The 25,709-nt window shown below is 69.3% G+C and carries 26 protein-coding genes; 13 read left to right on the forward strand and 13 right to left on the reverse strand.

Going from position 1 to position 25,709, the window contains the following annotated elements; all coding sequences use genetic code 11:
* Positions 1–13: 13 nt before the first annotated feature.
* From tmk to purN, 5 genes are read left to right on the forward strand one after another with little or no spacing between them, the layout of a single operon-like run.
* Positions 14–649: a dTMP kinase gene (gene tmk / locus ACQ66R_RS01065; protein ID WP_430418462.1), complete on the forward strand. Its 636-nt coding sequence runs from the start codon at positions 14–16 to the stop codon at positions 647–649.
* Entirely contained in the window at positions 642–1,643 is a 1,002-nt protein-coding gene (locus ACQ66R_RS01070) for a DNA polymerase III subunit delta' (RefSeq protein WP_430418464.1), read from the forward strand. The genes tmk and ACQ66R_RS01070 overlap by 8 nt, the downstream gene beginning before the upstream one ends.
* Positions 1,644–1,670: 27 nt before the next feature.
* Complete coding sequence (locus ACQ66R_RS01075) at positions 1,671–2,447, forward strand: TatD family hydrolase (protein WP_430418466.1); 777 nt, start codon at positions 1,671–1,673, stop codon at positions 2,445–2,447.
* Positions 2,444–3,247: an MBL fold metallo-hydrolase gene (locus ACQ66R_RS01080; protein ID WP_430418468.1), complete on the forward strand. Its 804-nt coding sequence runs from the start codon at positions 2,444–2,446 to the stop codon at positions 3,245–3,247. Before ACQ66R_RS01075 ends, ACQ66R_RS01080 begins: the two co-directional genes overlap by 4 nt.
* Complete coding sequence (gene purN / locus ACQ66R_RS01085) at positions 3,244–3,837, forward strand: phosphoribosylglycinamide formyltransferase (protein ID WP_430418470.1); 594 nt, start codon at positions 3,244–3,246, stop codon at positions 3,835–3,837. Before ACQ66R_RS01080 ends, purN begins: the two co-directional genes overlap by 4 nt.
* Here purN and ACQ66R_RS01090 read toward each other — a convergent pair.
* Positions 3,834–5,108 carry a spinster family MFS transporter gene (locus ACQ66R_RS01090; protein ID WP_430418471.1) on the reverse strand — a complete coding sequence of 425 codons (1,275 nt, stop codon included), beginning with the start codon at positions 5,106–5,108 and terminating at the stop codon, positions 3,834–3,836. The two genes, purN and ACQ66R_RS01090, sit on opposite strands and share 4 nt — an antisense overlap.
* Positions 5,109–5,216: 108 nt before the next feature.
* Here ACQ66R_RS01090 and ACQ66R_RS01095 point away from each other — a divergent pair, with 108 nt between their 5' ends.
* Positions 5,217–5,609 carry a putative quinol monooxygenase gene (locus ACQ66R_RS01095; RefSeq protein WP_430418473.1) on the forward strand — a complete coding sequence of 131 codons (393 nt, stop codon included), beginning with the start codon at positions 5,217–5,219 and terminating at the stop codon, positions 5,607–5,609.
* Here ACQ66R_RS01095 and ACQ66R_RS01100 read toward each other — a convergent pair.
* Positions 5,567–6,088, reverse strand: coding sequence for a hypothetical protein (locus ACQ66R_RS01100; RefSeq protein ID WP_430418475.1), 522 nt, complete (start codon positions 6,086–6,088; stop codon positions 5,567–5,569). The genes ACQ66R_RS01095 and ACQ66R_RS01100 overlap by 43 nt on opposite strands.
* Before the next feature lie 261 nt (positions 6,089–6,349).
* Between ACQ66R_RS01100 and ACQ66R_RS01105 the strand changes: the two genes are divergently transcribed.
* The 4 genes from ACQ66R_RS01105 to ACQ66R_RS01120 all read left to right on the forward strand — a co-directional run bounded on the left by ACQ66R_RS01105 (position 6,350) and on the right by ACQ66R_RS01120 (position 9,133).
* Positions 6,350–7,066 carry an SIMPL domain-containing protein gene (locus ACQ66R_RS01105; protein ID WP_430418476.1) on the forward strand — a complete coding sequence of 239 codons (717 nt, stop codon included), beginning with the start codon at positions 6,350–6,352 and terminating at the stop codon, positions 7,064–7,066.
* 98 nt (positions 7,067–7,164) lie between these two features.
* Positions 7,165–7,656, forward strand: a complete 492-nt coding sequence (locus tag ACQ66R_RS01110) for a hypothetical protein (RefSeq protein WP_430418477.1) — start codon at positions 7,165–7,167, stop codon at positions 7,654–7,656.
* An 81-nt stretch (positions 7,657–7,737) separates the two neighbouring features.
* Positions 7,738–8,553, forward strand: coding sequence for a nucleoside triphosphate pyrophosphohydrolase (gene mazG, locus ACQ66R_RS01115; protein WP_430418479.1), 816 nt, complete (start codon positions 7,738–7,740; stop codon positions 8,551–8,553).
* 82 nt (positions 8,554–8,635) lie between these two features.
* On the forward strand, positions 8,636–9,133 hold the full coding sequence (locus ACQ66R_RS01120) for a hypothetical protein (protein WP_430418481.1): 498 nt from the start codon (positions 8,636–8,638) through the stop codon (positions 9,131–9,133).
* On the opposite strand, the gene hflX is transcribed toward ACQ66R_RS01120, so the two are convergent.
* From hflX to dusB, 8 genes are all read right to left on the reverse strand, one after another.
* A complete protein-coding gene (gene hflX, locus ACQ66R_RS01125) occupies positions 9,130–10,446 on the reverse strand; it encodes a GTPase HflX (RefSeq protein WP_430418483.1) in 1,317 nt (438 codons plus the stop codon). The two genes, ACQ66R_RS01120 and hflX, sit on opposite strands and share 4 nt — an antisense overlap.
* Positions 10,443–10,688 (reverse strand): RNA chaperone Hfq, encoded by a 246-nt coding sequence (hfq, locus tag ACQ66R_RS01130; RefSeq protein ID WP_111274395.1) that lies wholly within the window; start codon positions 10,686–10,688, stop codon positions 10,443–10,445. Before hfq ends, hflX begins: the two co-directional genes overlap by 4 nt.
* 99 nt (positions 10,689–10,787) lie before the next feature.
* A complete protein-coding gene (locus tag ACQ66R_RS01135) occupies positions 10,788–11,651 on the reverse strand; it encodes a D-amino-acid transaminase (protein WP_430418485.1) in 864 nt (287 codons plus the stop codon).
* A gap of 3 nt (positions 11,652–11,654) precedes the next feature.
* Positions 11,655–13,046: a sigma-54-dependent transcriptional regulator gene (locus tag ACQ66R_RS01140; protein WP_430418487.1), complete on the reverse strand. Its 1,392-nt coding sequence runs from the start codon at positions 13,044–13,046 to the stop codon at positions 11,655–11,657.
* Between the two features lie 8 nt (positions 13,047–13,054).
* The gene (locus ACQ66R_RS01145; RefSeq protein ID WP_430418488.1) at positions 13,055–15,268 is read right to left on the reverse strand and encodes an ATP-binding protein; all 2,214 of its coding nucleotides are present in this window, start codon (positions 15,266–15,268) and stop codon (positions 13,055–13,057) included.
* A gap of 104 nt (positions 15,269–15,372) precedes the next feature.
* Positions 15,373–16,794, reverse strand: a complete 1,422-nt coding sequence (gene ntrC, locus ACQ66R_RS01150; protein ID WP_430418490.1) for a nitrogen regulation protein NR(I) — start codon at positions 16,792–16,794, stop codon at positions 15,373–15,375.
* Positions 16,791–17,909: a two-component system sensor histidine kinase NtrB gene (locus tag ACQ66R_RS01155; RefSeq protein ID WP_430418492.1), complete on the reverse strand. Its 1,119-nt coding sequence runs from the start codon at positions 17,907–17,909 to the stop codon at positions 16,791–16,793. Before ACQ66R_RS01155 ends, ntrC begins: the two co-directional genes overlap by 4 nt.
* Positions 17,906–18,913 (reverse strand): tRNA dihydrouridine synthase DusB, encoded by a 1,008-nt coding sequence (dusB, locus tag ACQ66R_RS01160; RefSeq protein ID WP_430418494.1) that lies wholly within the window; start codon positions 18,911–18,913, stop codon positions 17,906–17,908. Before dusB ends, ACQ66R_RS01155 begins: the two co-directional genes overlap by 4 nt.
* A gap of 99 nt (positions 18,914–19,012) precedes the next feature.
* Between dusB and ACQ66R_RS01165 the strand changes: the two genes are divergently transcribed.
* A complete protein-coding gene (locus ACQ66R_RS01165) occupies positions 19,013–20,158 on the forward strand; it encodes a bifunctional 2-C-methyl-D-erythritol 4-phosphate cytidylyltransferase/2-C-methyl-D-erythritol 2,4-cyclodiphosphate synthase (RefSeq protein ID WP_430418496.1) in 1,146 nt (381 codons plus the stop codon).
* Between the two features lie 3 nt (positions 20,159–20,161).
* Here the strand turns inward: ACQ66R_RS01165 and ACQ66R_RS01170 are convergent, their stop codons facing one another.
* Positions 20,162–22,462: a spermidine synthase gene (locus ACQ66R_RS01170; RefSeq protein WP_430418498.1), complete on the reverse strand. Its 2,301-nt coding sequence runs from the start codon at positions 22,460–22,462 to the stop codon at positions 20,162–20,164.
* A 76-nt stretch (positions 22,463–22,538) separates the two neighbouring features.
* On the opposite strand from ACQ66R_RS01170, the gene ACQ66R_RS01175 reads away from it, so the two are divergent.
* Together ACQ66R_RS01175 and ACQ66R_RS01180 are read left to right on the forward strand one after the other, a co-directional pair.
* The gene (locus tag ACQ66R_RS01175; RefSeq protein ID WP_293359735.1) at positions 22,539–23,030 is read left to right on the forward strand and encodes a CinA family protein; all 492 of its coding nucleotides are present in this window, start codon (positions 22,539–22,541) and stop codon (positions 23,028–23,030) included.
* Positions 23,031–23,080: 50 nt separating this feature from the next.
* A complete protein-coding gene (locus ACQ66R_RS01180) occupies positions 23,081–24,331 on the forward strand; it encodes an APC family permease (protein WP_430426179.1) in 1,251 nt (416 codons plus the stop codon).
* On the opposite strand, the gene ACQ66R_RS01185 is transcribed toward ACQ66R_RS01180, so the two are convergent.
* Positions 24,288–24,731, reverse strand: a complete 444-nt coding sequence (locus ACQ66R_RS01185) for a type II toxin-antitoxin system RatA family toxin (RefSeq protein WP_430418501.1) — start codon at positions 24,729–24,731, stop codon at positions 24,288–24,290. The two genes, ACQ66R_RS01180 and ACQ66R_RS01185, sit on opposite strands and share 44 nt — an antisense overlap.
* 2 nt (positions 24,732–24,733) lie before the next feature.
* A complete protein-coding gene (gene lipA, locus ACQ66R_RS01190; RefSeq protein WP_430418503.1) occupies positions 24,734–25,696 on the reverse strand; it encodes a lipoyl synthase in 963 nt (320 codons plus the stop codon).
* Positions 25,697–25,709: the final 13 nt, after the last annotated feature.

The raw sequence follows: 25,709 nt of genomic DNA on the forward strand, positions 1-25,709 counted from the left end.
CCAATTTGGCCCCGTGGCACGCGGTCGGTTCATCACGTTCGAAGGCGGCGAGGGGGCCGGGAAATCCACCCAGGTCGGTCGGCTGGCCGCAAGGCTGAGGGCCGGGGACCGCGAGGTGGTGACCACGCGCGAGCCCGGCGGATCGCCCGGCGCCGAGAGCATCCGCGAGCTGGTGCTGAAGGGCTCGGCCGACCGCTGGAGCCCGGCCACCGAGACGCTCCTGATGTACGCCGCGCGTCGGGATCACATCGAGCGCGTCATCCGTCCGGCGCTGGAGCGCGGCGCCTGGGTGATCTGCGATCGCTTCGCCGACTCGACGCGGGCCTATCAGGGCGCGGCGGGCGGCGTGGACCCGAAGTTCATCTCGGCGCTCGAGACCTACATCCTCGAGGGTACGCGGCCCGATCTGACGCTGGTGTTCGACCTCCCGGCCGCCGTGGGGCTGGAGCGCGCCCATGCCCGGGCCGGCGCCGAGATGCGGTTCGAGTCCAAGGGCATGGCCTTCCACGAGCGCCTGCGCGAGGGCTTTCGCGCCATCGCGGCGGGCGAACCCGGCCGCTGCGCGCTGATCGACGCCACGGCGGCGATGGACGCCGTGGAGGCCGCCGTCTGGTCGGCCGTCTCCGGCCGCCTGACCGTCCATGGCTGACGCCGAGGTTCCGCATCCGCGCGAAGTGTACGACCTGCAGGGGCAGGAGCCGGCCGAGGCCGCCTTCGAGGCCGCCCGCGCCCGCGGCCGCCTCCACCACGCCTGGCTGCTGACCGGCCCGGAAGGCGTGGGCAAGGCCACCTTCGCCTACCGCGCCGCCCGTCGGCTCCTGGGGGCCCCCGCCGACCTCGACTATGGCGTGCTGGGCGTCGATCCCGGTCACCCGGTCGCCCGCCAGGTCGCCGCCCGCAGCCACCCCGATCTGCTGGTGCTGGAGCGGGAAGGCCCCGACGGCAAGCCGCGCAAGGTCATCCCCGTCGATGACGCCCGCAAGCTGGCGGAGTTCTTCTCGAAGTCGCCGGCCAGCGCGCCGCATAGGGTGGCCATCGTCGACGCCGCAGACGATCTGAACGTCAACGCCGCCAACGCCATCCTGAAGACGTTGGAAGAGCCGCCGCCGCGCGGCGTGCTGTTGATGACGTCTCATTCGCCGGGACGTCTTCTCCCCACGATTCGCTCGCGCTGCCGCAGGTTGGCGTTCCAGCCTCTGGGGATCGGGCCCACGACCGACTTCGTCAGCGCCCGGACCGACCTGGGCCATGAGGAGGCCCAGCGCCTCGCCGAGATGGCCGACGGCGCACCGGGCCTGGCGCTGTCGCTGGCCGCCTCCAATGCGCTCGCCATGGATGACGCCGCCCGCGACCTGCTGGCCGATCTGCCGCGCGTGGACGAGAGCCGGGCCCTGTCGATCGCCGAGAAGTTCCGGGGCGGGGAGGGGCCGGCCCAGTTCGCGCTGCTGTTCGACCGTCTCGCCGACCGCGTGCACAGGCTCTCCGTCGACCGGGCGAGCCAGGGGTTCGGCCGGCTTGATCCGTGGGCCCAGGCGTGGGAGACGCTCCAGCGCCTTCCGCGCGAGGTGGAGGCGCTGAACCTCGACCGCGCCGACGCGCTGTTCACGGCCCTTTCGGAGCTCCGCCAGGCCGCCCGTTCCTAGGTTTGAGAGGGGCCTAGCTACGACACCATGCTGATCGACAGCCACGTCAACCTGCACGCTCCGCAATTCGACGAGGACCGCGACGCCGTGATCGCCCGCGCCCGCGAGGCCGGCGTGCAGCTGATGGTCAACATCTCGGACCGGCTCTCGAACTTCGACAAGGTGCGCGCGCTGGCCGACCAGCCCGACATCTGGTGCACCGTCGGCACGCATCCGCACGAGGCCAAGGAAGATCCCGATCTCACGCCCGAAAGCCTGATCCGCCTCGCCGCCGATCCCCGCGTCGTCGGCATCGGCGAGTGCGGCCTCGACTTCCACTACGACCTCAGCCCGAGGGATGTTCAGGCCCAGGTGTTCCGCGCCCATGTGGTGGCCGCGCGCGAGACCGGCCTGCCGCTCGTGGTCCACACCCGCGAGGCGGACGATGTGATGGGCCAGATCCTCGAGGAAGAGTACGCCAGGGGCCCGTTCCGCCTGCTGATGCACTGCTACACCTCGGGCGCCGACCTGGCCCGACGCGCAGCAGCGATGGGGGCTTGGTTCTCGGTCTCGGGCATCGCCACGTTCAAGGCCGCGGAGGACGTGAGGGAGGTGATCCGCGAGATGCCCGGCGACCGGATCATCGTCGAGACCGACTGCCCCTACCTCGCCCCTGTCCCGCACCGGGGCCGCCGAAACGAGCCGGCCTACATCGGCCACGTGCTGGCCAAGCTGGCCGAGGTGCGCGGCTGGTCGCTGGACGAGGCCGACGCCAGGACCACGGACGCCTTCTTCAACCTGTTCGACCGGATCCCAAGGCCATGAGCGGCACGCTGGAGGTCACGATCCTGGGCTGCGGCTCTTCGGGCGGGGTGCCGCGGGCCGACGGCGACTGGGGCGACTGCGATCCGGCCAATCCCAAGAACTTCCGGATGCGCTGCTCCTTGCTGGTGCGCAGGCTGGGGGAGGGGCCTCAGACCACGGCCCTGATCGACGCCTCGCCCGAGCTGCGCATCCAGACCGCGCGGGCGGAGGTCAAGCGCGTCGACGCCGTCCTGCTCACCCACGACCACGCCGACCAGGTCCACGGCCTCGACGACGTGCGGGCCTTCTACCTGCGCCAGCAGTCGCGGATCCCCTGCTGGATGGACGAGGCCACCGACACCACCATGATGCGCCGCTTCGGCTACATCTTCGAAGGCGAGGGCGGCTATCCGGCCATTTGCGACCGCCAGCGGATCCCGCCGCACGGGACGGCCTGGAGCGTCGATGGGCCCTCGGGCGCCATCCCGATCACCACCTTCGACCAGGATCACGGCGGTGTCCGCTCGGTGGGTTACCGGTTCGGCGGCGTGGCCTATTCCAGCGATGTGGTGGGCCTGGACGACGCGGCGTTCGAGGCGCTGGCCGACCTGGACGTCTGGATCGTGGACGCGCTGCGCCGCCGCCCGCACCCGACGCACGCGCACCTGGACCGCGCGCTGGAATGGATCGAACGCGCCCGGCCCAAGCGCGCGATCCTGACCAACATGCACATCGACCTGGACTACGAGCAGCTCATCGCCGAGCTGCCCGCGGGCGTCGAGCCGGCCTACGACGGCATGCGCTTCGAGCACACGCTGTGACCTTGAAGCTGGGCTTCCTCGCCTCGGGCAACGGTTCCAGCGCCGAGGCCATCGTCGACGCCATCGCGGCCGGACGCCTGGACGCCGAGGCGCGGCTGATCGTCAGCAACAAGAAGGGCTGCGCCGCCTTCGACTGGGCCGCCGCCAAGGGCTTGAACACGCTGGCCATTCCCACAATCACCGACCCCGAAACGGCCGATGCGGCGCTGGCCCGGGCGATGTCGGACGCGGGCGTCGAGCTGATCGTGATGTCAGGCTACCTGCGCCGTCTGGGGCCCGTGACCCTGGCCCGCTACGCCGGCCGGATCGTCAACATCCATCCGGGTCCCCTGCCGCAGTTCGGCGGGGAGGGGATGTACGGCGCCCGCGTGCATCAGGCCGTGGTGGCGGCCGGCCTTACCGAGAGCGCCATCGTCATCCACGTGGTCGACGAGGAGTACGACCACGGCCCCGAGATCGACCGCCGCGCCGTCCCCCTGCAGGCCGGCGACACCGCCGAGACGCTGGAGGCGCGCGTGAAGGCGGCTGAGCCGATCTTCTTCGTCGAGACCCTGCAGCGCCTGGCGGCCGGCGAACTGGCGCTGCCTTAAGCCGGAGCGGCCGCCGCCTTTCGTCCCGCGAGATGGGCGGCGAAGTAGCAGGGGATCGCCAGCGCCGACAGGCAGGTAAACGCGAACAGCGTCCAGCTGTAGGGATGGACCACGCCCTGGGCGATCAGCTGGTCCACCATGATCCCGCTGCCGGTGATGCCCAGACCCAGGCCCACGACGTTCAGCGACATGATGTAGAAGGCCACGACCGTCGCGCGCACCTGAGGCGGACACAGTTCCTGCACCGCCGAGAACGTCGGCCCATAGAAGGCGCCGAGCTGGAAGTAGGCTACCGACAGGCACGCCCAGAAGATCGGGCTGTCCGGCTCGATCAGGCGGTAGGTCAGGTTCACCGGCAGCAGCGCCAACAGCAGCCAGACCATGAACATCGGCCGGCTCTGGCCCGTCGCGGCCACCCAGCGATCGCTGGCGACACCGCCGAACAGGTTTCCGGCCACACCCGCCACGCAGGAGATCAGGCCGCTGAGGATGGCGATCTCCGCCTTCTCGAAGCCGCGTTCGCGCACCAGCCAAAGCTGGTCGAAGGCCGCTGCGCCGAGCACGAAATGCACGCAGACGCCGGCCAGGATGGTGAGCTGCAACGCCGGCGACGCCTTCAGCGCACCGACGAACACCTTCACGAGCGAGCCGATGTTGGGACGGGCGACGTGCATCTCAGGCTTCGGGCGAGGGTCCTTCACGGTGAGGACCACCAGGGAGAACACGGCCCCGACCGCGCCCAGGATGAAGAAGCAGTTCCGCCAGCCGATCGCGGGGCCCAGGAAGCCCGCGATGAGCAGGCTGACGCCCACGCCAATGGGTACGCCCATGTAGTAGAATCCTGACGCAAACCCCCGTTTCTCTGGGGGAAATCGATCCGCGATCAGCGACATCGACGTCGGCGTCAGAGCCGACTCGCCCACGCCGATGAACACGCGGGGGATCGCCAGGCCGATAAAGCCCTTGGCCAGTCCCGAGGCGGCGGTGAGGGCGCTCCACGCGAACATCGCCCCGGCGATCAGCCGTGGCCGATGCACCAGGTCGGCCAGCGCGCCCATGAACACGCCCGCCACCGCGTAGAAGACGATGAAAACCAGGCCGGTCAGCAGCCCGAACTCGGTGTTGGTAAGGTTCAGGTCGGGTACGATGAAGTTCGCGAAACTGGACAGCAGCTGTCGGTCCACGAAGTTCAGCACGTTCATAAAGGTAAGCAGCACGAGCAGGCCGTAGCCCCCGCGCGTCAGGTCCGCGTCGCCGCCGGACTGCGCCATCATCTTCCTCCCAGCGCGGCGGGTCTGACGCCCGTCTCACGCAGCCACGATTGAGGACCTGTCCGACGACGCTTGCAATGCTGTCTCTACGGAACGAGCCTGGGCGCCATGCTGGAACGACGCGAACTGATCCTCGGAACCGCTGCGGCGGCGCTTGGCGGCGGCGCGGTCGCCAACACGCCGGCCGACAAGCCGATGTACGGCCTGATCGGCAAGATGCTGGCCAAGCCTGGCCATCGCGACGCGCTGCTGGCGATCCTGCTGGACGGAACCGGCGCGATGCCGGGCTGCCTCAGCTACGTCCTGGCCAAGGACCCGACGAACCCCGACGCAATCTGGATCACCGAAACCTGGGACAACGCCGAGAGCCATACGGCGTCTCTACAGCTCCCAGCCGTCCAGGCGGCGATCACCAAGGCCCGGCCGCTCATCGCCGGCTTCGGCGAGCGGTTCGAGACTCAGCCCGTAGGGGGCGTTGGCCTCGGGGGCCCCACAGCGTAATAGGTCTCGTATTTCTGATAATCTTCCTTAGGCGCAATTCGGATACACCTCACGAGCCCGGCGACATCCCCCGCCTTCAGGGCCGGTAGGTACTGGCTGTCCATGACGGCCCAGAATTTCTGGACCTCCACGTCAGATCGATCCAGCTCAGCCTGGATTTCGGGAGACAGCGGGTTTTCGGACCAGTAGGCGCGTCGCGCATCGTATTCGCTGCGCAGCTTGGCGATCGTGGCCGCCAGCTCCTTGGGCTTGTCCAGTTCGTCGGGACCGCGGTGCGCGGTCAGCAGCGCTTCGACCAGATAGAGCGGCGGCGGCAGGATATCCGCGACCAGCGTCTGGGCTTCGGATTGCACCTTTGAGACCGGACCACCGACCCGGAGTTCCAGCAACGAGTAGACGGCCGCGCCGGTCGCCAGAACAAAACCGCAGATAAGAAGGGTCGCGAAAAGGTTCAAAACCCCACTGATACGGATTGCCATAGAGCCCCCTCTGAATTTACGAGCGAGAGTTGCGTCCCTGAACCTTAACGGTGTGGAAATCAGGGGTAGAAGTGGCCACGGGACTGCCCATTTCGGGTAGTTTTGGCGGTCCAATCTGGTATGACTACATGTCAAAGTTGAGCGCGGGTCCGCCACACCCGCGTCTAATCGTCACGCCTGGACTACGGCCTTCACAGCTCCGCCCTGCGCGTGCCCCAACCCAAGCCTTGATGGGCCGTCCCTTCTTGGAGCCTCAAGCTGATGACCTCACCCCAACTCGTCCCCGCTGTCGCCGGCGCCGTCATTCTGGCGCTCGGCGCGGCGGCCGGCGGCGCGTTCATCGGCAAGGGCGTCGAGAACGCCCGCGTCGGCGCGCGCAACGTCACGGTCCGCGGCGTCTCCGAGCGCGAGGTCAAGGCCGACCTGGCGGTCCTGGCGCTGAAGTTCGCCGCGGCCGGCGATGACCTGGCGGCGGTGCAGGCCGATGTGGACGCCGACCTGGCGGCCACGCGTCGGTTCCTCGCCCAGCGCGGGTTCGCCGCCGGGGAAATCGATCTCGGCCGCTTCGAGGTCACCGACCAGTACGCCCGCGAGTACCAGGCCAGCGACATCCGCGCCCGTTATCGCGTCGCCCAGACCGTGATCGTGCGGACGCCGAATGTGGATCGCGTCCAGCAGACCAGCCGCGCTCTGGACGGCCTGGTGCGGCAAGGCGTCGTCCTGCAGGACTACAACGGCCCGTCCTACATCTTCACCAAGCTGAACAGCGTGCGCGGCCCCATGATCGCCGAGGCCACGGCCAGCGCCCGCAACGGCGCTCAGCAGTTCGCCCGGGATTCGGACTCCAACCTGGGCGGCATCGCCCAGGCTACGCAGGGCTCGTTCGAAATCCTGGGCCGCGACGAGATCGGCGACGAGTCCTCCCAGGTCTTCAAGCGCGTGCGTGTGGTGACGACCATCACCTACCAGCTCCGCTAGCGGCCAAGGCCCTTGCCACGGCAGGCTCACCGACTTGTCATGTGCATCCGAAGCCCCATCTGTTAAGTAAGTACTGTATCCCCCTCGGAGATCCGCCCATGCGCAGCCTTATCGCCCTCTCGGCCGCCGCACTCCTCGTCAGCGCCGGCAGCGCCCTCGCCGCCCCGGCCTCGGTCAGTGTCACCGTGGGGCCCGAGCTGCAGAAGAAGTTCGACAAGACCTACGGGGTGCGCGAGGCCGAGCGTCTGACCGCCGAACTCCGGAAGTCGGTGGAGAGCGAACTCGCCAAGTCGACGGCGCACGACGGCGCCCGGATCGAGCTGATCCTCACCGACGTGAAACCCAACCGGCCCACCTTCAAGCAGCTGGGCGATACGCCCGGCCTGTCGATGGAGAGCTTCGGGGTCGGCGGCGCCAGCATCGAGGGCCGCATCGTGGCCGCCGACGGCCGCGAACAGCCGGTGAAGTACAGCTGGTACGAGAGCGACATCACCCAGGCCTACGGCAACTGGATCTGGCACGACGCCGAATGGACCTTCGACCGCTTCGCCCGGCGCCTGGCCCGCGGCCAGGAAGTCGCCAAGCGCTGATCACCCGGTCCATTGCTTGCGCTGAACCACGGCGCGCGGTCTGATCGCCGCGCGCCGTTTTCATGCCCTGCCGAGTCCCCCATGCCCCGCCCTGCCCCGTCCGCCGATCTGCGGCCCATCGACCGGCTCAAGGAGATCATGGCGCGGCTGCGGTCGCCCGAGGACGGCTGCCCCTGGGACCTGGAGCAGACCTTCGCCACGATCGCGCCCTACACGGTGGAGGAAGCCTATGAGGTGGCCGACGCCATCGAGCGCGGCGACCTGGCCGACCTGAAGGACGAGCTGGGCGACCTGCTCTTCCAGGTGGTCTTTCACGCCCGCATGGCCGAGGAGCGCGGCGACTTCGCCTTCGACGACGTGGTCCGCGCGATCAACGACAAGATGGTCCGCCGCCATCCCCACGTCTTCGCTGACGAGACGTACGCCGACCTCGACGCCCAGAAGGCCGGCTGGGAGCAGCTGAAGGCCGCCGAGCGCGCCAGCAAGGGCAAGGCCGCCAGCCTGCTGGACGACGTGCCCGTGGGCCTTCCCGGGCTGACCCGGGCCGTGAAGCTCTCCAAGCGCGCCGCCGGCGTCGGCTTCGTTTGGCCCACCGTCCAGGATGTCGTGAAGAAGCTGCACGAAGAGGTCGGCGAAATGCTGGCCGAGATCGAGGCCGGCGACCTGGAGAAGGCCAGGAATGAGATCGGCGACGTTCTCTTCGTCGTGGCGAACCTGGCCCGCACACTCGACGTCGATCCCGAGGACGCCGTGCGCTACACCAACGCCAAGTTCGTTCGTCGCTTCAAATACATCGAAGCGAAACTTGCGGAACGCGGCAAGACGCCGGATCAGTCCGACCTCGCCGAGATGGACGGCCTCTGGGACGAGGCGAAGGCGGTGGAGCGGGCCGGCTGACACCGATCGTCTGTATTTTGCAATTTGCGTACTGCAAAATCGGTGGCCATTGAGGGGCTTCTTATCCCCTCAAGAGTTTCCAATGACCGACGTACTGTCTCGCAACCTCGCCGGCGCGGCGTGCATCGCGGGCGGGGCCCTGCGGATCACCGCGCCGCTGGCGCAGGGTCTTGAGCCCCTCGCAGCCCACCTACTCTACCTCACGGTCGACGCGCTGCTCCTGCTTGGGCTCACGGGCCTCTATGGCTTGGAGGCGCCTCGGCTGGGCCGACCCGGGCTCGCAGCCTTCGCGGTCGCGGTCATCGGAATCTGCATCATCCGATCACAGGGCGCCGTTGGCGACTGGGCCTACCCTGTCGGCGCGGGCGTGCTCGGCGCCGCGATGGCGCTGCTGGGGATCGTCGGGCTGCGAGCACGGCTCTATGGCCGCCTGGCGCCGGCGTCGTGGATCGCAGCCTTCGCTTTGGGCGCGCTCGCTTCAGCCGTGGCCAACCCCGTCGCGATGACAGCGGCCGGCGTGGTCTTTGGGCTCGGCTTCGTGTTTGCGGGCCAGCGGCTCCTGGCGCCGCCGCGCCCTTAGCGACCGACCGAGACCTGCGGATACAGCTGCTCGAACTGCCCCAGGGCCTGCGCCGTGAGGCTGACCGACAGCCGTACGCCGCCGTCCTCGCTCTCCTCACGCTCGATCACCCGCCCATGGCTGTAGAGCCAGGCGATCGCGGCGCCTTCGCCCGGCGGGGTCACGACGTCCACCGGCGGCGCCTCGTCCACCAGGCCGGCGACGGCGGCCAACAGGGCCGCACACCCCTCCCCGGTCACCGCCGAGACCACGACGGCCGGCGGGTGGGCGCGGCGGGCGTCGCGCAGGACCTCGTCGCGCAGGTCGTCGGGCAGCAGGTCGGCCTTGTTCCAGACCTCCAGGATGCGGCGCTCGTCCATGTCGACTTCCAGCCGCTTCAGAACGCTGCGGACATCGGCGGCCTGGGCTGCCGTCTCTTCGCTGGCGATATCGCGCACGTGCAGCACCACATCCGCCTCGCGCACCTCCTCCAGCGTGGCGCGGAAGGCCTCGACCAGTTCGTGCGGCAGGTCCGAGATGAAGCCCACGGTGTCCGACAGGATCGCCGGCCGGCCATCCGGCAGCTTCAGCGACCGCAGGGTCGGGTCCAGGGTCGCGAACAGCATGTCCTCGGCCAGCACCTTGGCCTCGGTCAGGCGGTTGAAGAGGGTCGACTTGCCGGCGTTCGTGTAGCCCACCAGCGCCACGCTGGGGAACGGCACCCGCCTACGGGCCGAACGCTGCAGCGTGCGGGTCCGGCGCACTTCGACCAGTTCGCGCTTCAGTTTGCCGATCTTGTCGGCGATCAGGCGACGGTCGGTCTCGATCTGGGTCTCGCCGGGGCCGCCCATGACCCCGAACCCCCCGCGCTGACGCTCCAGGTGGGTCCAGGTGCGGACCAGCCGGGACCGCTCGTAGGTCAGGCGGGCCAGTTCGACCTGCAACCGCCCCTCCCGCGTGCGGGCGCGCCGGGCGAATATCTCGAGGATCAGGCCCGTGCGATCGATCACCTTGGCCTTGAGGGCCTTCTCGAGATTGCGCTGCTGCACGGGCGTCAGCGCGTCGTCGATGATCACGACGTCGAGCTCTTCCACCTCAACGATGGTGGCGAGTTCCTGCACCTTGCCCGACCCGAACAGGGTGGCGGGCGTCAGCTTGCGCAAGACGACGACCATCGTCTCACGCACCTCGAGATCGAGGGCGCGGGCGAGGCCGGCGGCCTCTTCCAGCCGGGCCTCGGGATGGCGCGCGGAGCCGCGGCCTTCCCGATCCGGATGGATGACCAGGGCGCCCTGGACGGGCGCCTCACGGTCTACGGATTTTGAACTGCTCAATCGGCCTCGTCGTCGGCCGGCTCATAAAGCTGCACGGGCTGAGCCGGCATGATGGTGGAGATGGCGTGCTTGTAGACGAGCTGCGATTGCCCGTCCCTGCGAAGAAGAACGCAGAAGTTGTCGAACCAGCTCACCACGCCCTGCAATTTTACGCCGTTCACCAGGAAGATGGTGAGGGGCGTCTTGGACTTCCGCACGCTGTTGAGGAAGGTGTCCTGCAGGTTTTGTTTCTTGTCACTCACGGCTTTCCGCCTTTTCGTTTTGATCGGGCGGAAGGCCGCCCACACACAGTTTCAGGCTATGCCGCAAATGGCGGCAGTTTCAATCGCGGGTTTTCCACGTCAGACCGCTGTGGCCTTCGCCCGCTCGATATAGAGGCGCCGGAGCTCCATCGCTACCGGTCCCGGCGAACCGCCACCGATCATCTTTCCATCCACCGTCACGACGGGGAGCACAAGACTGCCGGCGCCCGTGATGAAGGCCTCCCGGGCCGTCAGCGCCTCTTCCAGCGTGAACGGCCGCTCTTCGACCTTGAGACCGGCCTCGCGAGCCACGTCGAGCAGCGTCAGACGGGTGACGCCGCGCAGGATGTTGGCCTGCGTGTCGCGAGTGCGCAGGACGCCGTCCCCATCGACGATCCAGGCGTTGGAGGACGCGCCTTCGGTGACCAGACCCATCTCATCCACGAACCAGGCCTCGACGGCCCCAGCCTCGCGCGCCTTCTGCTTGGCAAGCGCGTTGGGCAGCAGGCCGACGGTCTTGATGTCGCAGCGGCCCCAGCGGTTCTCGGGCGTCGTGACCACGCCCACGCCCTTGGCGGCGCGGGCCTCGGTTGCGGCCCGGTCCACGCGGCTGACGGTCACCACGACGGCCGGCGCCACGGGTTCGGTCGGGAAGGCGTGATCGCGGCGCGCCACGCCGCGGCTGATCTGCAGGTAGACCATGCCCTCGCGGATGCGATTGCGGCGCACGGCTTCCTTCAGGACCACGGTCAGCGCCGCACGGCTCATCGGCATGTCGATCGACAGCTCGCCCAGGCTGCGCTCCAGCCGGGCGAAGTGGCCCTCGGGGTCAGCCAGCTTGCCGTCGAACAAGGCCCAGACCTCGTAGACCGCGTCGGCCAGCTGGTAGCCCCGGTCCTCGATGTGGACCACGGCGTCGGCCTTCGGCACGAAGCGGCCGTTCACATAGGCGATGCGCGACACGATCTAGACCTCTTCGGATTCCAGCGCCCGGGCGCCCGACAGGCCCAGCGACTTCAGCTTACGGTGCAGCGCCGATCGTTCCATGCCGATGAAGGCTGCGGTCCGTGAGATATTGCCCGAGAAGCGGAGCATCTGGGCGTTCAGATACTCGCGCTCGAACACCTCGCGGGCCTCGCGCAGCGGCAGCGCGATGATCCGCTCGGCCCCCAGCGAGGTCGCGTTGTCGTTCACCGAGGCTTCGGGCGGCAGCATGTCGGCGGTGATAGGATCGGCGGGGGAGCCCGAGGCCAGGATCAGCATCCGCTCCACGTTGTTCTTCAGCTGCCGCAGGTTGCCCGGCCAGGCGCGGACCTGGAGCATCGCCAGCGCGTCGTCTGAAAGCTTGCGGCGCGACATGCCCGAGGCCTCGCAGATGCGCTCGATGAAGTCTTCGATCAGTTCGGGGATGTCCTCGCGCCGCTCGCTCAGTCCCGGCACGTTCACCGGCACCACGTTCAGCCGATGGAACAGATCCTCCCGGAAGCGGCCGGCCGAGATCTCCTCCCGCAGGTCCTTCGACGTCGATGAGATCACGCGGACGTCCACCTGCACATCCTGGTCGCCGCCGACGCGGCGGAACCGCTGCTCGACCAGCACCCGCAGGATGCGCCCCTGGGTCTCGCGCGGCATGTCGGCCGCCTCGTCCAGATAGAGCGTGCCGCCGTGGGCGCGCTCGAACACGCCGATCTTGGCGGGCCGGTTGTCGGCCCCCTCCTCGCCGAACAGCTCGACGTCCATGCGTTCGGGCGTCATGCCCGCGGCGCTGATGGGCACGAACTCGTTGCGCGCGCGGAAGCTCGCGGCGTGGATCAGACGGGCCACGGTCTCCTTGCCGGCGCCCGCGGGTCCTGAGATCAGCACCCGGCTGTTGGCCCCGGCCAGCTTGGCGATCATCTGGCGCAGCTGCTGGGCGGCCATCGACTTGCCCAGCAGGCCCTCGGGCGCGATGGCCTGGGTGCGCAGCCGCCGGTTCTCGCGCTTCAGGTTCGCCGTCTCCAGCGCGCGCTCGACCACCAGGATCAGGCGGTCCGACTTGAACGGCTTTTCCAGGAACTCGTAGGCGCCGCGCTTGATGGCGCTGACGGCGGTTTCGATGTTGCCGTGGCCCGAGATCATGATGACCGGCAGGTCGCCGTCCAGACCCTTGACCATGTCCAGCAGCTCCAGCCCGTCCATGCCGCCCCCGGACATCCAGATGTCCAGGATCAGCAGGGCGGGCTTGCGCGCGCGGATGGCCGCCAGTGCGCTTTCGCCGTCATTGGCCGTGCGCACGTCATAGCCTTCGTCGGTCAGGATGCCGGCGACCAGCTCGCGGATGTCGGCCTCGTCGTCGACCACAAGAACGTCAGACGCCATTCTTCACCTCATCTCGTACGTACGGCCGCGGCCGGGCTTGCGACGCGTTGCGCCGGGGCGGCCGGCAGGCGCAGGATCGCCAGCGCCCCCTGCCCGCTCCGCGCGTCGGCCAGCTCCAGCTCGCCGCCATGGTCTTCCAGGATCCGCTTCACGATCGCGAGACCCAGGCCGGTGCCCTTCTCGCGGGTCGTCACATAGGGTTCGGTCAGCCGGTCGCGATCCTTGGCCGGCAAGCCCACGCCGTTGTCCTCGACCTCGAAGGCGACGGCCGCCTCGTCGACCACAAGGCGGGCGGTGATCTTGCCCTTTACGTTGGGCGAATGCGCGCGGCGGCCCTCGACCGCCTCGGCGGCGTTCTTGAGGACATTGGTCAGCGCCTGACCAATCATCCGGCCGTCGGCGTAGAGCACCGCATCGCTCGACGCCTCCTCGAGTTCGACGGTGATGTCGGCGCTGGCCACCCGCTGGGCGAACACCGCGGCGCGCAACAACTCCGCCGCCTCCAGCTTGGCGAACTTCGGCGCCGGCATCCGAGCGAAGGCCGAGAACTCGTCGACCATGCGGCCGATGTCGCCCACCTGGCGGATGATGGTGTCGGTGCAGCGGTCGAAAATCTCCAGCTCCGTCGGCGCAATGTCCTTGCGGTACTTGCGCCGCAGCCGCTCGGCCGACAGCTGGATCGGCGTCAGCGGATTCTTGATCTCGTGGGCGATGCGCCGTGCCACGTCGCGCCAGGCGGCGTTGCGCTGGGCGGCCACCAGGCGTGTCACGTCATCGAAGGTCAGCACCAGGCCGCCCTCGCTCTGGCTGGCCCGCACCCGCAGCCGGCGGGAATCGCGGCCGCGCACCACGTCGATCTCTTCCTCGGCTTCGCCACTGCGGCCGGCGGCGGCCAGCTCGGCGAACTCAGGCGCCACCTCCGCGAGCCTGCGGCCGCGTCCAAGGTCGTTCTCCAGCGCCAGCAGGACGGCGGCCTGCCGGTTCAGGACCGAAATTCGCCCGTCGGGCTCCAGGCCGATGACGCCCGCGCTCACCTCGGCCAGCACCGTCTCGATGAACTGGCGCCGCGCCTCGGCCTCTTCGCCGGCCCGGCGGAGGGCTTCCTGCTGGGCCTGCAGGTCGTGGGTCATGCTGTTGAAGGCGCGCGAGAGCACGGCGATCTCGTCGGGATCATTGTCGGCGTCGACGCGGGCGCTCAGGTCACCCCCCGCGACCTTGCCGGCCGCCTGCACCAGCCGGCCGATCGGCGCCGAGATCGTGCTGGCAGCCCCCAGACCCAGCCAAACCGCGCCCACCAGCACCAGCAGCGCGGTCTCCACATAGCTCAGGGCAAAGATGGTCTGGATCTTGGCGCGGCTGTCGCGGATCTCGCGGTACGACACCAGCGAGCTCTCGGCCTCGCGCAGGTTGGCGACCACGCCGCGCTCCAGCGGCCGCACCGCATAGACATAGACCTGATCGTAGTCCGGCAGTCGGTAGAGCGAGCGGATGACGTCGTCGGCGCGGACATAGATCTCGCCCTGATCGGCCGCGGCATAGGCCGAGGCCGGCAGCGCTTCGAACTTGGGCGCGCCGGAACCCTCGGCGCGCGCCATCACCTGGCTCTGCTTGTTGACGAGATAGATCGCCGGGAAGCCATGGAAGCTCGCCAGGGCCGAAAGCGCCTGGTCGAACCCGCGGGCCTTGCCCTGCAGTCCCGGCGCCTCGCGATTGATGACCTGGGCGATCTCGGTGACGTCGCGCGCGACGTCTTGCTGTTCGGTGTCGATGTACGACCGGAACACCGTGGCCGAGTTCTCGACGACGGTGTTGACCCGCTGGCTGAACCACTTGTCGACCCCCTGGCTGACCAGCACGCCGGAGAACACGAACACCACCAGAGCCGGCGCCAGCGCGGCCAGCGCGAACAGCCAGACGAACCGCACGTGCAGGCGGGCGCCCGCGTCATGCGACCGCGCCCGGATGAGGTCGAGCAGGCGCAGCGCCACCGAGGTGATCAGGCCCAGGATCAGCAGCAGGTTGACACCGAGGACCCAGAGGATCACGCCGCTGGCCGGGCCCAGAGGCCCCTGCTCGGGCGGTGACGAGGCCAGCAGAATCGCAAGGCCCGTCAGCGCCGCAGCGATCCCGTAGCCGACGCCCAGGACCAGCCGCGACTGGAGGGCGCTCCGGATCCGGACCAGGGCCGGGTGCCCCAACGCTCGATGCGCAAACGACGCCATTGGGGCCGGAGCCTAGGGACCTGTGCTCCAAAATCAACAGCTATGTTGCCGTGCTGCACGGCGTCGCTTTCGGGCCCTTTGCGACTTCGAGCCGTTTAGTCGGTCTATCGCCGTCCGCGCGCCATCTCGACGCCCAGGTCCTGGATCTTCTTGCGCAGAGTGTTGCGGTTGAGGCCAAGAATCTCGGCGGCCCGGACCTGGTTGCCGCGGGTGGCGCCCAGGGTCAGCTGGATGAGCGGCCGTTCGACTTCCTCGAGCACCCGGTCGTAGAGGCCGGCCGGTGGGATGCCGTCGGGCTGGTCGGCGAAGTAGGCCGCCAGCTTCTGCTCCACCAGCTGCGACAGCGTCGCCGGACCCTCCTGGCCCTGCACGACGGGCTGCTGGTCGGCCAGCTCCTTCTCGATGATGCGGGCGGTGATCAGGTCCTCGCCGTAGAGCGCGCAGACCCGGCGGATCAGGTTCTCGAGCTCGCGCACGTTGCCTGGCCAGGCGTGGCGCTTCAGGCGATCCAGCGCGCCGGCGTCAATGGTCTTGGACGGCAGCCCCTCGCGGTTGGCGCGGAGCAGGAACGCCCGCGCCAGATCCGGAATGTCTTCGGCCCGGTCGCGCAGCGGCGGGATGCGCAGCGGCGCCACGTTCAGTCGGAAGAACAGGTCCTCGCGGAACAGCCCCTGCTGGATCAGCGCCCGAAGGTCGCGGTTCGTTGCGGCGATGATCCGCACGTTCGGCCGCCGATTGGTCTTGGGGTTGAGCGTCGGCTCGGAGCCGTCGATCACCCGCAGCAGCCGCGTCTGGGCGTCCAGCGGCATGTCGCCGATCTCGTCCAGGAACAACGTGCCCCCATCCGCGTCGATCAGCTTGCCGTGGTCGGTGTCGTCCTTGCCGAACAGCTCGGTCTCGACCCGCTCGCGCGGCGTGGCGGCCAGGTTGATGACCACGAACTTGCCGTCGCGCCGACGGCCCATGTCGTGCAGCGCGCGGGCGACGAGTTCCTTGCCGGCCCCGCTCTCGCCGGTGATCAGCACCGTCAGGTCGGCGCCCACCAGCCGCGCGATCGTGCGGTAGACGTCCTGCATCGGCCCCGAGCGGCCGATCAGCGGCAGGCGGTCGTCGCGCACCGCCCGGGCCTGGGCCTTGGACGCCTCGGCGTCGGCCGGCCGCGCCAGGGCGCGCCGCGCGGCCGACGTCATGTCGTCCAGGTCGAAGGGCTTCGGCACATACTCGAACGCCCCCACCTCCGCGGCGTTGACCGCGGTGATCAGGTTGTTCTGGGCGCTCATCACGATGACGGGCAGCTTGGGCCGGTGCTTCTTGATGCGGGGCAGCACGTCGAAGACGTTCTCGTCCGGCATGACCACGTCGGTCACCACCAGATCGCCCTCGCCGTCCGTCACCCATTTCAGCAGGGTGGTCGCGTTGCCGGTCGCACGGACCTGATAGCCCAGCCTCGTAAACGCCTGGCTGAGCACCAGCCGGATCGACGAGTCATCGTCGGCGATCAGGATCTTCTTGGAAGCCGCGTTCATGCAGTGACGTCCTCATTGGACACGATCGGCAGCAGCACGCGGAAGACCGTGCGGCCCGGCTCGGACTCGAAATCGATCAGGCCGCCATGGCCGGCGACCAGCTTGGCGACCAGCGCCAGGCCCAGGCCCGCGCCGTTGTTCTTGGAGGTGACGAAGGGCTGGAACAGGCTCTCCCGGATGTGCTCGGGCACGCCCGGGCCGTTGTCGACGATCCTGACCTCGAGCGGCGCGCCGCGCAGGGCTTGGCCCTTGGCCGAGCGCACCCGCACGCCGTGGCGATAGGCGGTGTGGATCGAGACCTCGCCACGTCCGTCGTTGCGCGAGTGCGCGGCCTCGGCGGCGTTCTTCACCAGGTTCAGGAAGATCTGGATCAGCTGATCCTCATCGCCCATCACCGGCGGCAATGAAGGGTCGTAGCGTTCCTTCAGCCCCAAGCCCTCGCCGAAGCCATTGGCCGCCAGCGCCCGCACCCGGTCCAGGATCTGGTGGATGTTGATCGGGGTCAGCGTCGGCAGGGCGTCGTCCGAGAACGCCTCCATCCGGTCCACCAGGCGGCGGACGCGGTCCGTCTCGTCGACGATCAGCTGCGCCAGCGGCGCGTCCTCGGCCTTGGCCCCGGACTTCAGCAGCTGGGCGGCGCCGCGGATCCCCGCCAGCGGGTTCTTGATCTCATGGGCCAGCATCCGGCCCAGGCCGACCAGCGAACGCAGGCCGGCCGCCTCATGCGCGCTGCGGTCCACGCCCAGGCCGTTCTTCACGGTCAGGGTCAGCAGCACCGAGCCGTCGCCAAGCGGCGCCGCCGCGCCGTCGGCCTCGAAGGGCGGCAGGCCGAACAGGCTGATCTGAACGCCCCGCTCGCGGACCCGGGCGTCCTCTTCGATCGCCCGATTCAGCAGTGACACCAGCGCCGAGCCCGGCGGCAGGGCCGCACGGAAGCGGCCCTTGGCCAGCAGGCCCAGGCCCTGGCCGAACAGCGCCTCGGCCGCCTCGTTCACCGCCACCAGCGCGCCGTCTGCGCTGACCACCAGCGCCGGGTCGGGAGAGAGCTCGAAGGCCGCAGCCTTCAGGGCGGCCACGTCGGCCCCCTTTTCCTGCAATCGCGTCGTTCCACTCATGCCGCAAGCCTGTGGTCTGGGGTTCGCCAGAGCGCGGACAGTCCCCGCTCCACCGATTGGGCGTCCTCCAGCCGGCACAGGGCCGACCTCGCTTCTCGCCGGGCCTGCGGATCCGCGGGCCAGGGGGCGTTTTCGATGTAGGCGGCCAGGTGCTTGCGGAAGATCCGCAGACCCAGGCGTTCGCCGTAGAACTCGAGGCTGTCGCGCAGGTGGGCGATGGCGATGGCCAGACGCTCTTCCGACGGAGGCTCGACAAAGGCGCGGCCGTCCATCTCGGCTTCGATCTGGGTGGCGATCCAGGGCCGGCCGTAAACGCCGCGCCCCACCATCACCGCGTCGGCGCCCGACAGCTCCAGAGCCTTCGCCGCGCTGGCGCCGTCCACGATGTCGCCGTTGGCGATCACCGGGATCGACACCGCGTCCTTCACCGGGCGGATCGCGGCCCAGTCGGCGGCGCCTTTGTAGAACTGGCAGCGGGTGCGGCCGTGCACGGTCACCGCCTTCACGCCGATGGCTTCGGCCGTGGCCGCCAGCTCGGGCGCGTTGCGGCAGTCGTTGTCCCAGCCTAGGCGCATCTTGACCGTCACCGGGACGCTCACCGCCTCGACCGCCGCCGCCATCAGTTCCGCCGCAAGCTCGGGCTCGCGCATCAGCGCCGAGCCGCCATGGCCGCCAGTGACCTCTCGGGCCGGACAGCCGAAGTTCAGGTCGATGATCTCGGCCCCGGCCGTCTGCGCCATCCGCGCGCCCTCGGCGATCGCGGCGGGGTCGCGCCCCACCAGCTGGATCACCATCAGCGGCAGGCCCTCGCCCACCGCCGCGCGCCGCACCACGTCCGGACGCCCACGGGCCAGCTCGGCGCACGCGACCATCTCGGTGGAGACGTACGAGGCGCCCAGGCGGCTGGCTGCACGCCGGAACGGCAGGTCGGACACGCCAGTCATCGGCGCAATCCAGACCCGTCCCCCCACGCGAACACAACCGATGTCGAGCGCACTGCTCATTTTGTAGACAACCCCATCGCCGTATTTCTAGGCAGAATGCTGCGGCGCCGTAAAGCCGGAAAGCTGGCGCGGCCCGCGGCAGTTCCGTAAATGCGGCCCATGACTTTTTCAGCTGTCGTCGTCGCCGCAGGCGAAGGTCTCCGCGCCGGGCCGGGCGAACCCAAGGCCTGGCGCCAGCTCGCGGGCCGGCCGATCGTGCGCTGGTCGGTCGAAGGATTCCTGGCCGCCGGCGCACAGGAGGTCGTCGTCGTCGTGGCCCAAGATCGTCTGGCTGCGGCCGACGAAGCTCTGTCGGGCCTGGCTGGTTGGAAGGCGGTTGTCGGCGGCAAGACCCGCGCCCAGTCCGTCCAGGCGGGCCTGGTCGCCATCACCGCCCCGGAGGCGCTGCCGGTCTTGATCCACGACGCGGCGCGGCCCTTCGTCACCTGCGGCCATGTGGACGCGCTCCTGGCTGCGCTGGAGCACGCCGACGGCGCGATCCTCACCCTGCCCGTGCCCGACACCCTGAAGCGGGGAGACGGCCAGGTCGCCGAAACGGTGTCGCGCGAAGGGTTGTGGCGCGCCCAGACGCCTCAGGCCTTCAAGACGCTGCACCTGAAGGCCGCCTACCGCGGCTGGCCCAAGGGCGAGGAGCCCACCGACGACGCCTCGGTGATGGAGCGCGCCGGGGGACGCGTCGCCATGATCCCCGGCGATCCGATGCTGATGAAGCTGACCTATCCCGAGGACTTCCTGATGGCTGAGCAACTGGCCGCGGGCCGACGCATCGTGCGCATGGGCCAGGGCATCGACGCCCACCGCTTCGGTCCCGGCGACACCGTCTGGCTCTGCGGCGTCCCCATCCCGCACGACAAGGGCCTGATCGGCCACTCCGACGCAGACTGTGCGCTGCACGCGCTGACCGACGCGGTCCTGGGCGCGATCGGCGACGGCGATATCGGCGAGCATTTCCCGCCCTCCGACCCGCAGTGGAAGGGGGCCTCGTCCGACCGGTTCCTGAAGCACGCCGTCAGCCGCGTGGCGGCCTGCGGCGGCCGCATCCTCAACGCCGACGTCACCCTGATCTGCGAGCGACCCAAGATCCGCCCGCACCGCGACGCCATGCGCGCCCGGGTGGCCGAGCTTCTGGACCTGCCGCTCGATCGGGTCAGCGTGAAGGCCACCACGACCGAGGGCATGGGCTTCACCGGCCGCGAGGAGGGCCTCATGGCCCAGGCCGTCGTCGCGATCGAGGCGCCGGTCTAGGCGCTACTCCTCGGCCGGCTTCATCCGGTTGCGCAGGTTGGCGACCAGCGACCCGGCCAGGTTGGTGTAGTCGTCGGTCCAGGGGCGCGCCTTGTACGGATTGGTCGGCTCCCACCGGGCGTCGTTCCGGAAGGGGTTCAGCCCCTCGCGGGTCCGCGTCACGATGATCGCGTCCTCCGGCGACTCCCAGGCGCCGCGCGCCTCCGGCGTGTCCAGCGGCCGGTACTGCTGGATCGCCGCGTAGCCGCCGGCCGCCTTGGCCACGGCCGCGGCCGGCCCCAGCAGATCGAGGTTGCGGTTGGACAGGTGCAGGATCAGCACGCCGTCGGGCTTCAGTTTCGTCAGATAGCCTTTGACCGCCTCCACCGTCAGCAGGTGGGCCGGTACGGCGTCGGACGAGAAGGCGTCGATCAGCAGGATGTCGAAGCTGCCCGCGGGCTGCTTGGCCACCGTCAGGCGCGCATCGCCGATGATGTAGTCCACCAGGCTCTTGGCGCAGGTGGTGGTGTAGCTGAAGTTGACCGGGTCGCTGGAGATCCGCACCACCAGCGGGTCGATCTCGAAGAACGACAGGTGGTCGCGCTCGCGGACATAGGCCGCCACCGAACCGGTCCCGAGGCCGACGGCCCCGATCCGCAGGTTCGGATACTGGGCCTGCTTGGCGGTGAAGACCTGACCGATGGGCGTGTTGGGCGTGTAGTAGACCAGCGGCCGGCAGGCGTGCGCCGGATCCTGCGCCTGGGCGCCGTGCAGCGTCGTGCCATGGGCCAGCATCTTCACCGGACCGCCCAGCGCCGCCACGTAGGTCTCGGACTGCCGCAGCACGCCGAAGAAGCTGCGCCAGGTCTTGCGCGTGTCGACCCGGTCGGCGGCCACCTCCGAAGCGTAGGACATCACGGCGACGATCGCGAACATCAGCAGCGCCCGCTTGCGCACCATGAACGCGGCCAGCACCGAGCACAGCAGCAGAACCCGCATGCCCATGTCGAACAGCTCGCGCTGGTCGAACTTGCCGACGACCGTCTCCTCGGTGAGGCCGGCGCCCATCACCTTCACGGCCACGAGGATGATGAGCGAGGCCAGCAGACCCATGCCCAGCATCGTCCAGGTTGCGATCGGAACCTTGCCGCGCAGTCCGCCGCCCCAGGGCCGCGCCAGCACCGCCAGCGCCAGCACGATGGGGTACTCCCAGACGTTGTTGAAGATCACCGGCGCCACGAAGGCGTTGAAGGCGCCGCCGACGACCCCGCCCAGCGACAGGCAGAGGTAGAACTCGGTCAGGTGCGCCGGGTCGGGCCGCCGCGCCACCAGCCGCTGGTGGCACATCAGCGTCGTCAGGAAGAACGCCAGCAGCTGGACCGCGAACTGCAGCAGGAACGACGTCGACCGGAACGGCAATAGCGCCGCACACGCCGCGAGCGCCGCCGCCTGGAGGATCAGCGTCAGCTCCAGCCGAATGATCGGCTTCTCCGAGAACGCGATGATGAAGGTGATCAGGTACAGCGCCAGCGGCACCACCCAGAGGAACGGCGCCGAGGCCACGTCTGTGGTGATGTAGGTGGTCACCCCAAGCATCAGGCTGGACGGGATCGCCGCCAGCGCCACCCAGGCCAGGCGGTCGCGCCAGGCGGGCGGCGGCGCGGTCGCCTCGGCGGTTTTCAGCTCGACGGACCGGGCGCGGGACACAGCGATCGCCAGGCTGCCGATGAGCAGCACGAACAGCGCGTAGCCCCCGCTCCAGCCGTAGCGTTGGCCCACCAGCGACGTCAGCGGCTCCACGGCGATCGGATAGGCCAGCAGCGCGATCAGGCTGCCCAGGTTGCTGGCGGCGTAGAGGACGTAGGGCTCCTTGCCCTCGGTGGCCCCGATCGTCCGCGCGTGCCAGGCCTGCACCAGCGGCGCCGTGGCCGACAGGATCGCGAAGGGCGCCCCGATCGAGACCGCCAGCACCGCGACCAGCCACAGGTTCGGATAGTCGGACGAGGGCGGACCGACCAGTTCGCTGACCCGCAGCGGCAGCGCGATGGCCGCCACGATCAGCGCCGCGACGTGGGCGATCGCCTGCGCCCGCACCGACCGCAGCCGCTGCAGCAGGTGGGCGTAGAAGTAGCCCGCCAGCAGCGCGAGCTGGAAGAACGCCATCGAGGTGTTCCACACCGACGGGCTGCCGCCCAGCAGCGGCAGCACCAGCTTGGCCACCATGGGCTGCACCAGAAAGACCAGCGCTGCGCTCGTGAAGACCGTCACGGCGAACAGCGCTGGCGGCGCCTGGCGAGCGGAGGCGTCGGCGGCAAGCGTGGTCATGGGTATCGAATCGCCTTGATCGGGGGAGACGAGCAATGCTCTGTGGTCGGGCTTAAGTAGAGGGACGTTCACGCTGATGTTCAACCTGGAGATCGTCACCCTGGCGCGCCTCCTCATCGACGAGGCGCGAGAGCGTTCCCTCCGCATCGTGACGGCCGAGAGCTGCACGGGCGGGCTGGTGGCCGGCGCGATCTGCTCGATCCCCGGGTCGTCCGATGTGTTCGAGCGTGGCTTCGTCAGCTATTCCAACCGCGCCAAGCAGGAGCTGCTGGGGGTTCCCGGCGACCTGATCGCCGACCTGGGCGCCGTGTCCGAGCCCGTGGCGCGAATGATGGCCGAAGGCGCGCTCGAGGCCTCCAACGCCCACTTGGCCGTCGCGATCACGGGCGTGGCGGGCCCTGGGGGCGGGACGCCGATGAAGCCGGTCGGCACCGTGCATATCGCTACAGCGCGGACCAACCAGCGCCTCGTGCACGAGGAATTCTTCTTCGAGGAAGAGACCCGCGAGGGCGTCCAGCTCGCGGCCGTGCAGGCCGCGCTGCAGATGATGCGGGACCGCCTCACCTGAGCGAGGCCCCACCCCTCCTCCGCGCCCTGCGCCGACGCGATCTCACCGGGATCGTGCTCAACGCCATGATCGGGGCCGGCATGCTGGCCGCCCCGGCCAAGGTCTACGCCCTTGCGGGCGGGTGGAGTTTCGTCGTCCTGGCCGCGGCGGCCCTGGCGCTGACCCCGCTGATCCTCTGCTTCGCCGATCTCTCCAGCCGCTTTTCCGGTACGGGCGGCCCCTACCTCTACGCCCGCGCCGGCCTGCCCGCCCTGCCCGCCTTCGCGGTGGGGTGGCTGATGTGGTTCAGCCAGGCGATGTCGGTGGCCACGCTGTCGAGCCTGTTCGTGACGTATCTGGCGGGCTTCGTTCCGGCGCTGGAGACCGGTCTGCCGCGCTACCTGACCATCGCCGCCCTGGGCGTCGCGCTGACCGGCATCGTCCTGGTGGGCATCCGCCAGTCGGCGCGGGCCAGCAATGTGCTGATCGTCCTGAAGGTGGGCTTTGTGATCGCCTTCGCCGCCGCCGGGGTCTGGTTCGTCCAGGGCCAGCGCCTGGCTATCGACCAGCCTCTGCCCACCGCCATCCCCTTCGCTCAGGCGATGCTGATCTACCTGTTCGCCTACTCCGGCTTCGAGCGCGGCTCGGTCGTGGCGGGCGAGGCTCAGGACCCTCAGCGCGACGTCCCCGCCGCCCTGATCGGCGGCGTCCTGGCCGTCACCTTCGCCTATGCCGCGGTGCTCCTGGTCTGCATGGGCGTCCTCGACCAGCCCGCCGCCAACGACCGTCCACTGGCCGAGGTGGGGCGTCAGCTGTTCGGCCCGGCCGGGGCCATCGCGGTTTCGGCCGGCGCGGTGGCGGTGATCGTGGGCACCATCCTGGTGATCACCATCTCCATGCCCCGCATGCTGCTGGCGCTGTCGGAGCAGGACCAGCTGCCGCAATGGCTGGGCGCCGTGCATCCGCGCTGGCGCACCCCGCACGTGGCCATCATCATCTCCAGCGTGCTGGGCTTCGGCTTCGCGATGATGAGCGACCTGCTGACCGCACTGACCATCGCCACCGCCGCGCGCCTGACCGGCTATGTGCTGTGCTGCATCTCGCTCTGGCGCATGTCGGGCCGACCCGATGCGCCGCAGCCGCGCTTCTCGCTGCCGTTCCGGGGCCCCATCGCCCTCTTCACCGCGGTCCTCTTCACCGGCGTCCTGGCCCTGGGCGCGACGAAGGAGCTGCCGCCCCTCGCGGCCGTGCTGGCTGTCGGCCTCGTGCTTTGGGCGCTCAGCCGTAGAGCGTCTTCGCGCGGTCCTCGAAACAGCCCATGAGCCGCTCCACGGCGTGATGGAAGTTGGCCTGCAGCAGGCCCTCCAGCAGCCGCGATTTGAACTGGAAGTCGATGTCGAACTCGATCCGGGTTCCCTCCGGATCGTCCAGGAACCGCCAGCTGTTGGTCAGCTTGCGGAACGGCCCGGACAGCAGGTTCACGTCGATCTGCCTGGCGATCGCATCGCGCCGGACCCGGGTGGCGAAGCGCTCCTTCAGGAACGAGAAGCCGACGCCCGCCTCGGCGTCCAGGGTCTCGACCCCGTCCGCCAGGGTGCGGGGGTTCCACGTCCGCATCGATGTGATCCACGGCACGAACTCGGGATAGCGCCGCACATCGCCCACCAACTGGAACAGCTGGTCCGGCGTGTAGGGCAGCACCCGCGAAACGTGATGGCGCAAACCTAGGCCGCCGCTTCCTTGGCCCGCCGCGCTTCCTGCAGCCGGGCGAAGTCTTCGTCGGCGTGGTGCGACGAGCGGGTCAGCGGGCTGGACGAGACCACCAGGAAGCCCTTGGCCTTGGCGATCTCTTCGTAGGCCTTGAACTCGTCGGGGTGGACGAAGCGGTCGATCGGCGCGTGCTTGCGTGTGGGCTGCAGGTACTGGCCGATCGTGATGAAGTCGACGCCGGCCGAGCGCATGTCGTCCATGACCTGCATCACCTCGTCCTTGGCCTCGCCCAGGCCGACCATGATGCCGGACTTGGTGAACTGCGTCGGATCCCGCTCCTTCACCCGCTCCAGGAGGCGCAGCGAGTTGTAGTAGCGCGCGCCCGGCCGGATCGAGAGATACAGCCGCGGGACGGTCTCGAGGTTGTGGTTGAACACGTCGGGCCGCGAATCGATCACCTCGTGCACCGCCGACAGCGGCTTGCGCAGGAAGTCCGGGGTGAGGATCTCGACCGTCGTGCCCGGCGAGGCCCCGCGGATCGCCAGCACCACGGCGGCGAAGTGCGCCGCGCCGCCGTCGGCCAGGTCGTCCCGGTCCACCGAGGTGATGACCACGTGCTTCAGGCCCATCTTGGCCACCGCGTCGGCGACGCGCGCCGGCTCGGTCGGATCCAGCGCATTGGGCTTCCCGGTCGCCACGTTGCAGAAGGCGCAGGCCCGCGTGCAGATCTCGCCCATGATCATCATGGTGGCGTGGCTCTTCGACCAGCACTCGCCGATGTTCGGGCAGGCGGCCTCCTCGCACACCGTGACCAGGCCATGGCCCTTCACGATCTCGCGGGTGGCGTTGTAGCCGGGCGAGCCCGGCGCGCGGACGCGCAGCCACTCGGGTTTGCGCAGGATCGGCGTGTCGGGCCGGTTCTGCTTCTCGGGGTGGCGCGGGCGCGGGCTGTTGAGGGTGTCGATGACGACGGCCATGCCCCTAAATCGT

It is taken from the genome of Phenylobacterium sp., from assembly GCF_965284355.1.
Classification (GTDB): Bacteria; Pseudomonadota; Alphaproteobacteria; order Caulobacterales; family Caulobacteraceae; genus Phenylobacterium.

Bases quoted from the DNA above. Each gene is read 5' to 3' on its own strand.
- ACQ66R_RS01070 (WP_430418464.1), top strand. From the start codon at position 642: ATGGCTGACGCCGAGGTTCCGCATCCGCGCGAAGTGTACGACCTGCAG.
- ACQ66R_RS01075 (WP_430418466.1), top strand. From the start codon at position 1,671: ATGCTGATCGACAGCCACGTCAACCTGCACGCTCCGCAATTCGACGAG.
- ACQ66R_RS01080 (WP_430418468.1), top strand. From the start codon at position 2,444: ATGAGCGGCACGCTGGAGGTCACGATCCTGGGCTGCGGCTCTTCGGGC.
- ACQ66R_RS01090 (WP_430418471.1), bottom strand. From the start codon at position 5,108: ATGGCGCAGTCCGGCGGCGACGCGGACCTGACGCGCGGGGGCTACGGC.
- ACQ66R_RS01095 (WP_430418473.1), top strand. From the start codon at position 5,217: ATGCTGGAACGACGCGAACTGATCCTCGGAACCGCTGCGGCGGCGCTT.
- ACQ66R_RS01100 (WP_430418475.1), bottom strand. From the start codon at position 6,088: ATGGCAATCCGTATCAGTGGGGTTTTGAACCTTTTCGCGACCCTTCTT.
- ACQ66R_RS01105 (WP_430418476.1), top strand. From the start codon at position 6,350: ATGACCTCACCCCAACTCGTCCCCGCTGTCGCCGGCGCCGTCATTCTG.
- ACQ66R_RS01110 (WP_430418477.1), top strand. From the start codon at position 7,165: ATGCGCAGCCTTATCGCCCTCTCGGCCGCCGCACTCCTCGTCAGCGCC.
- mazG (WP_430418479.1), top strand. From the start codon at position 7,738: ATGCCCCGCCCTGCCCCGTCCGCCGATCTGCGGCCCATCGACCGGCTC.
- ACQ66R_RS01120 (WP_430418481.1), top strand. From the start codon at position 8,636: ATGACCGACGTACTGTCTCGCAACCTCGCCGGCGCGGCGTGCATCGCG.
- ACQ66R_RS01140 (WP_430418487.1), bottom strand. From the start codon at position 13,046: ATGGCGTCTGACGTTCTTGTGGTCGACGACGAGGCCGACATCCGCGAG.
- ACQ66R_RS01145 (WP_430418488.1), bottom strand. From the start codon at position 15,268: ATGGCGTCGTTTGCGCATCGAGCGTTGGGGCACCCGGCCCTGGTCCGG.
- ntrC (WP_430418490.1), bottom strand. From the start codon at position 16,794: ATGAACGCGGCTTCCAAGAAGATCCTGATCGCCGACGATGACTCGTCG.
- ACQ66R_RS01155 (WP_430418492.1), bottom strand. From the start codon at position 17,909: ATGAGTGGAACGACGCGATTGCAGGAAAAGGGGGCCGACGTGGCCGCC.
- dusB (WP_430418494.1), bottom strand. From the start codon at position 18,913: ATGAGCAGTGCGCTCGACATCGGTTGTGTTCGCGTGGGGGGACGGGTC.
- ACQ66R_RS01165 (WP_430418496.1), top strand. From the start codon at position 19,013: ATGACTTTTTCAGCTGTCGTCGTCGCCGCAGGCGAAGGTCTCCGCGCC.
- ACQ66R_RS01170 (WP_430418498.1), bottom strand. From the start codon at position 22,462: ATGACCACGCTTGCCGCCGACGCCTCCGCTCGCCAGGCGCCGCCAGCG.
- ACQ66R_RS01175 (WP_293359735.1), top strand. From the start codon at position 22,539: ATGTTCAACCTGGAGATCGTCACCCTGGCGCGCCTCCTCATCGACGAG.
- lipA (WP_430418503.1), bottom strand. From the start codon at position 25,696: ATGGCCGTCGTCATCGACACCCTCAACAGCCCGCGCCCGCGCCACCCC.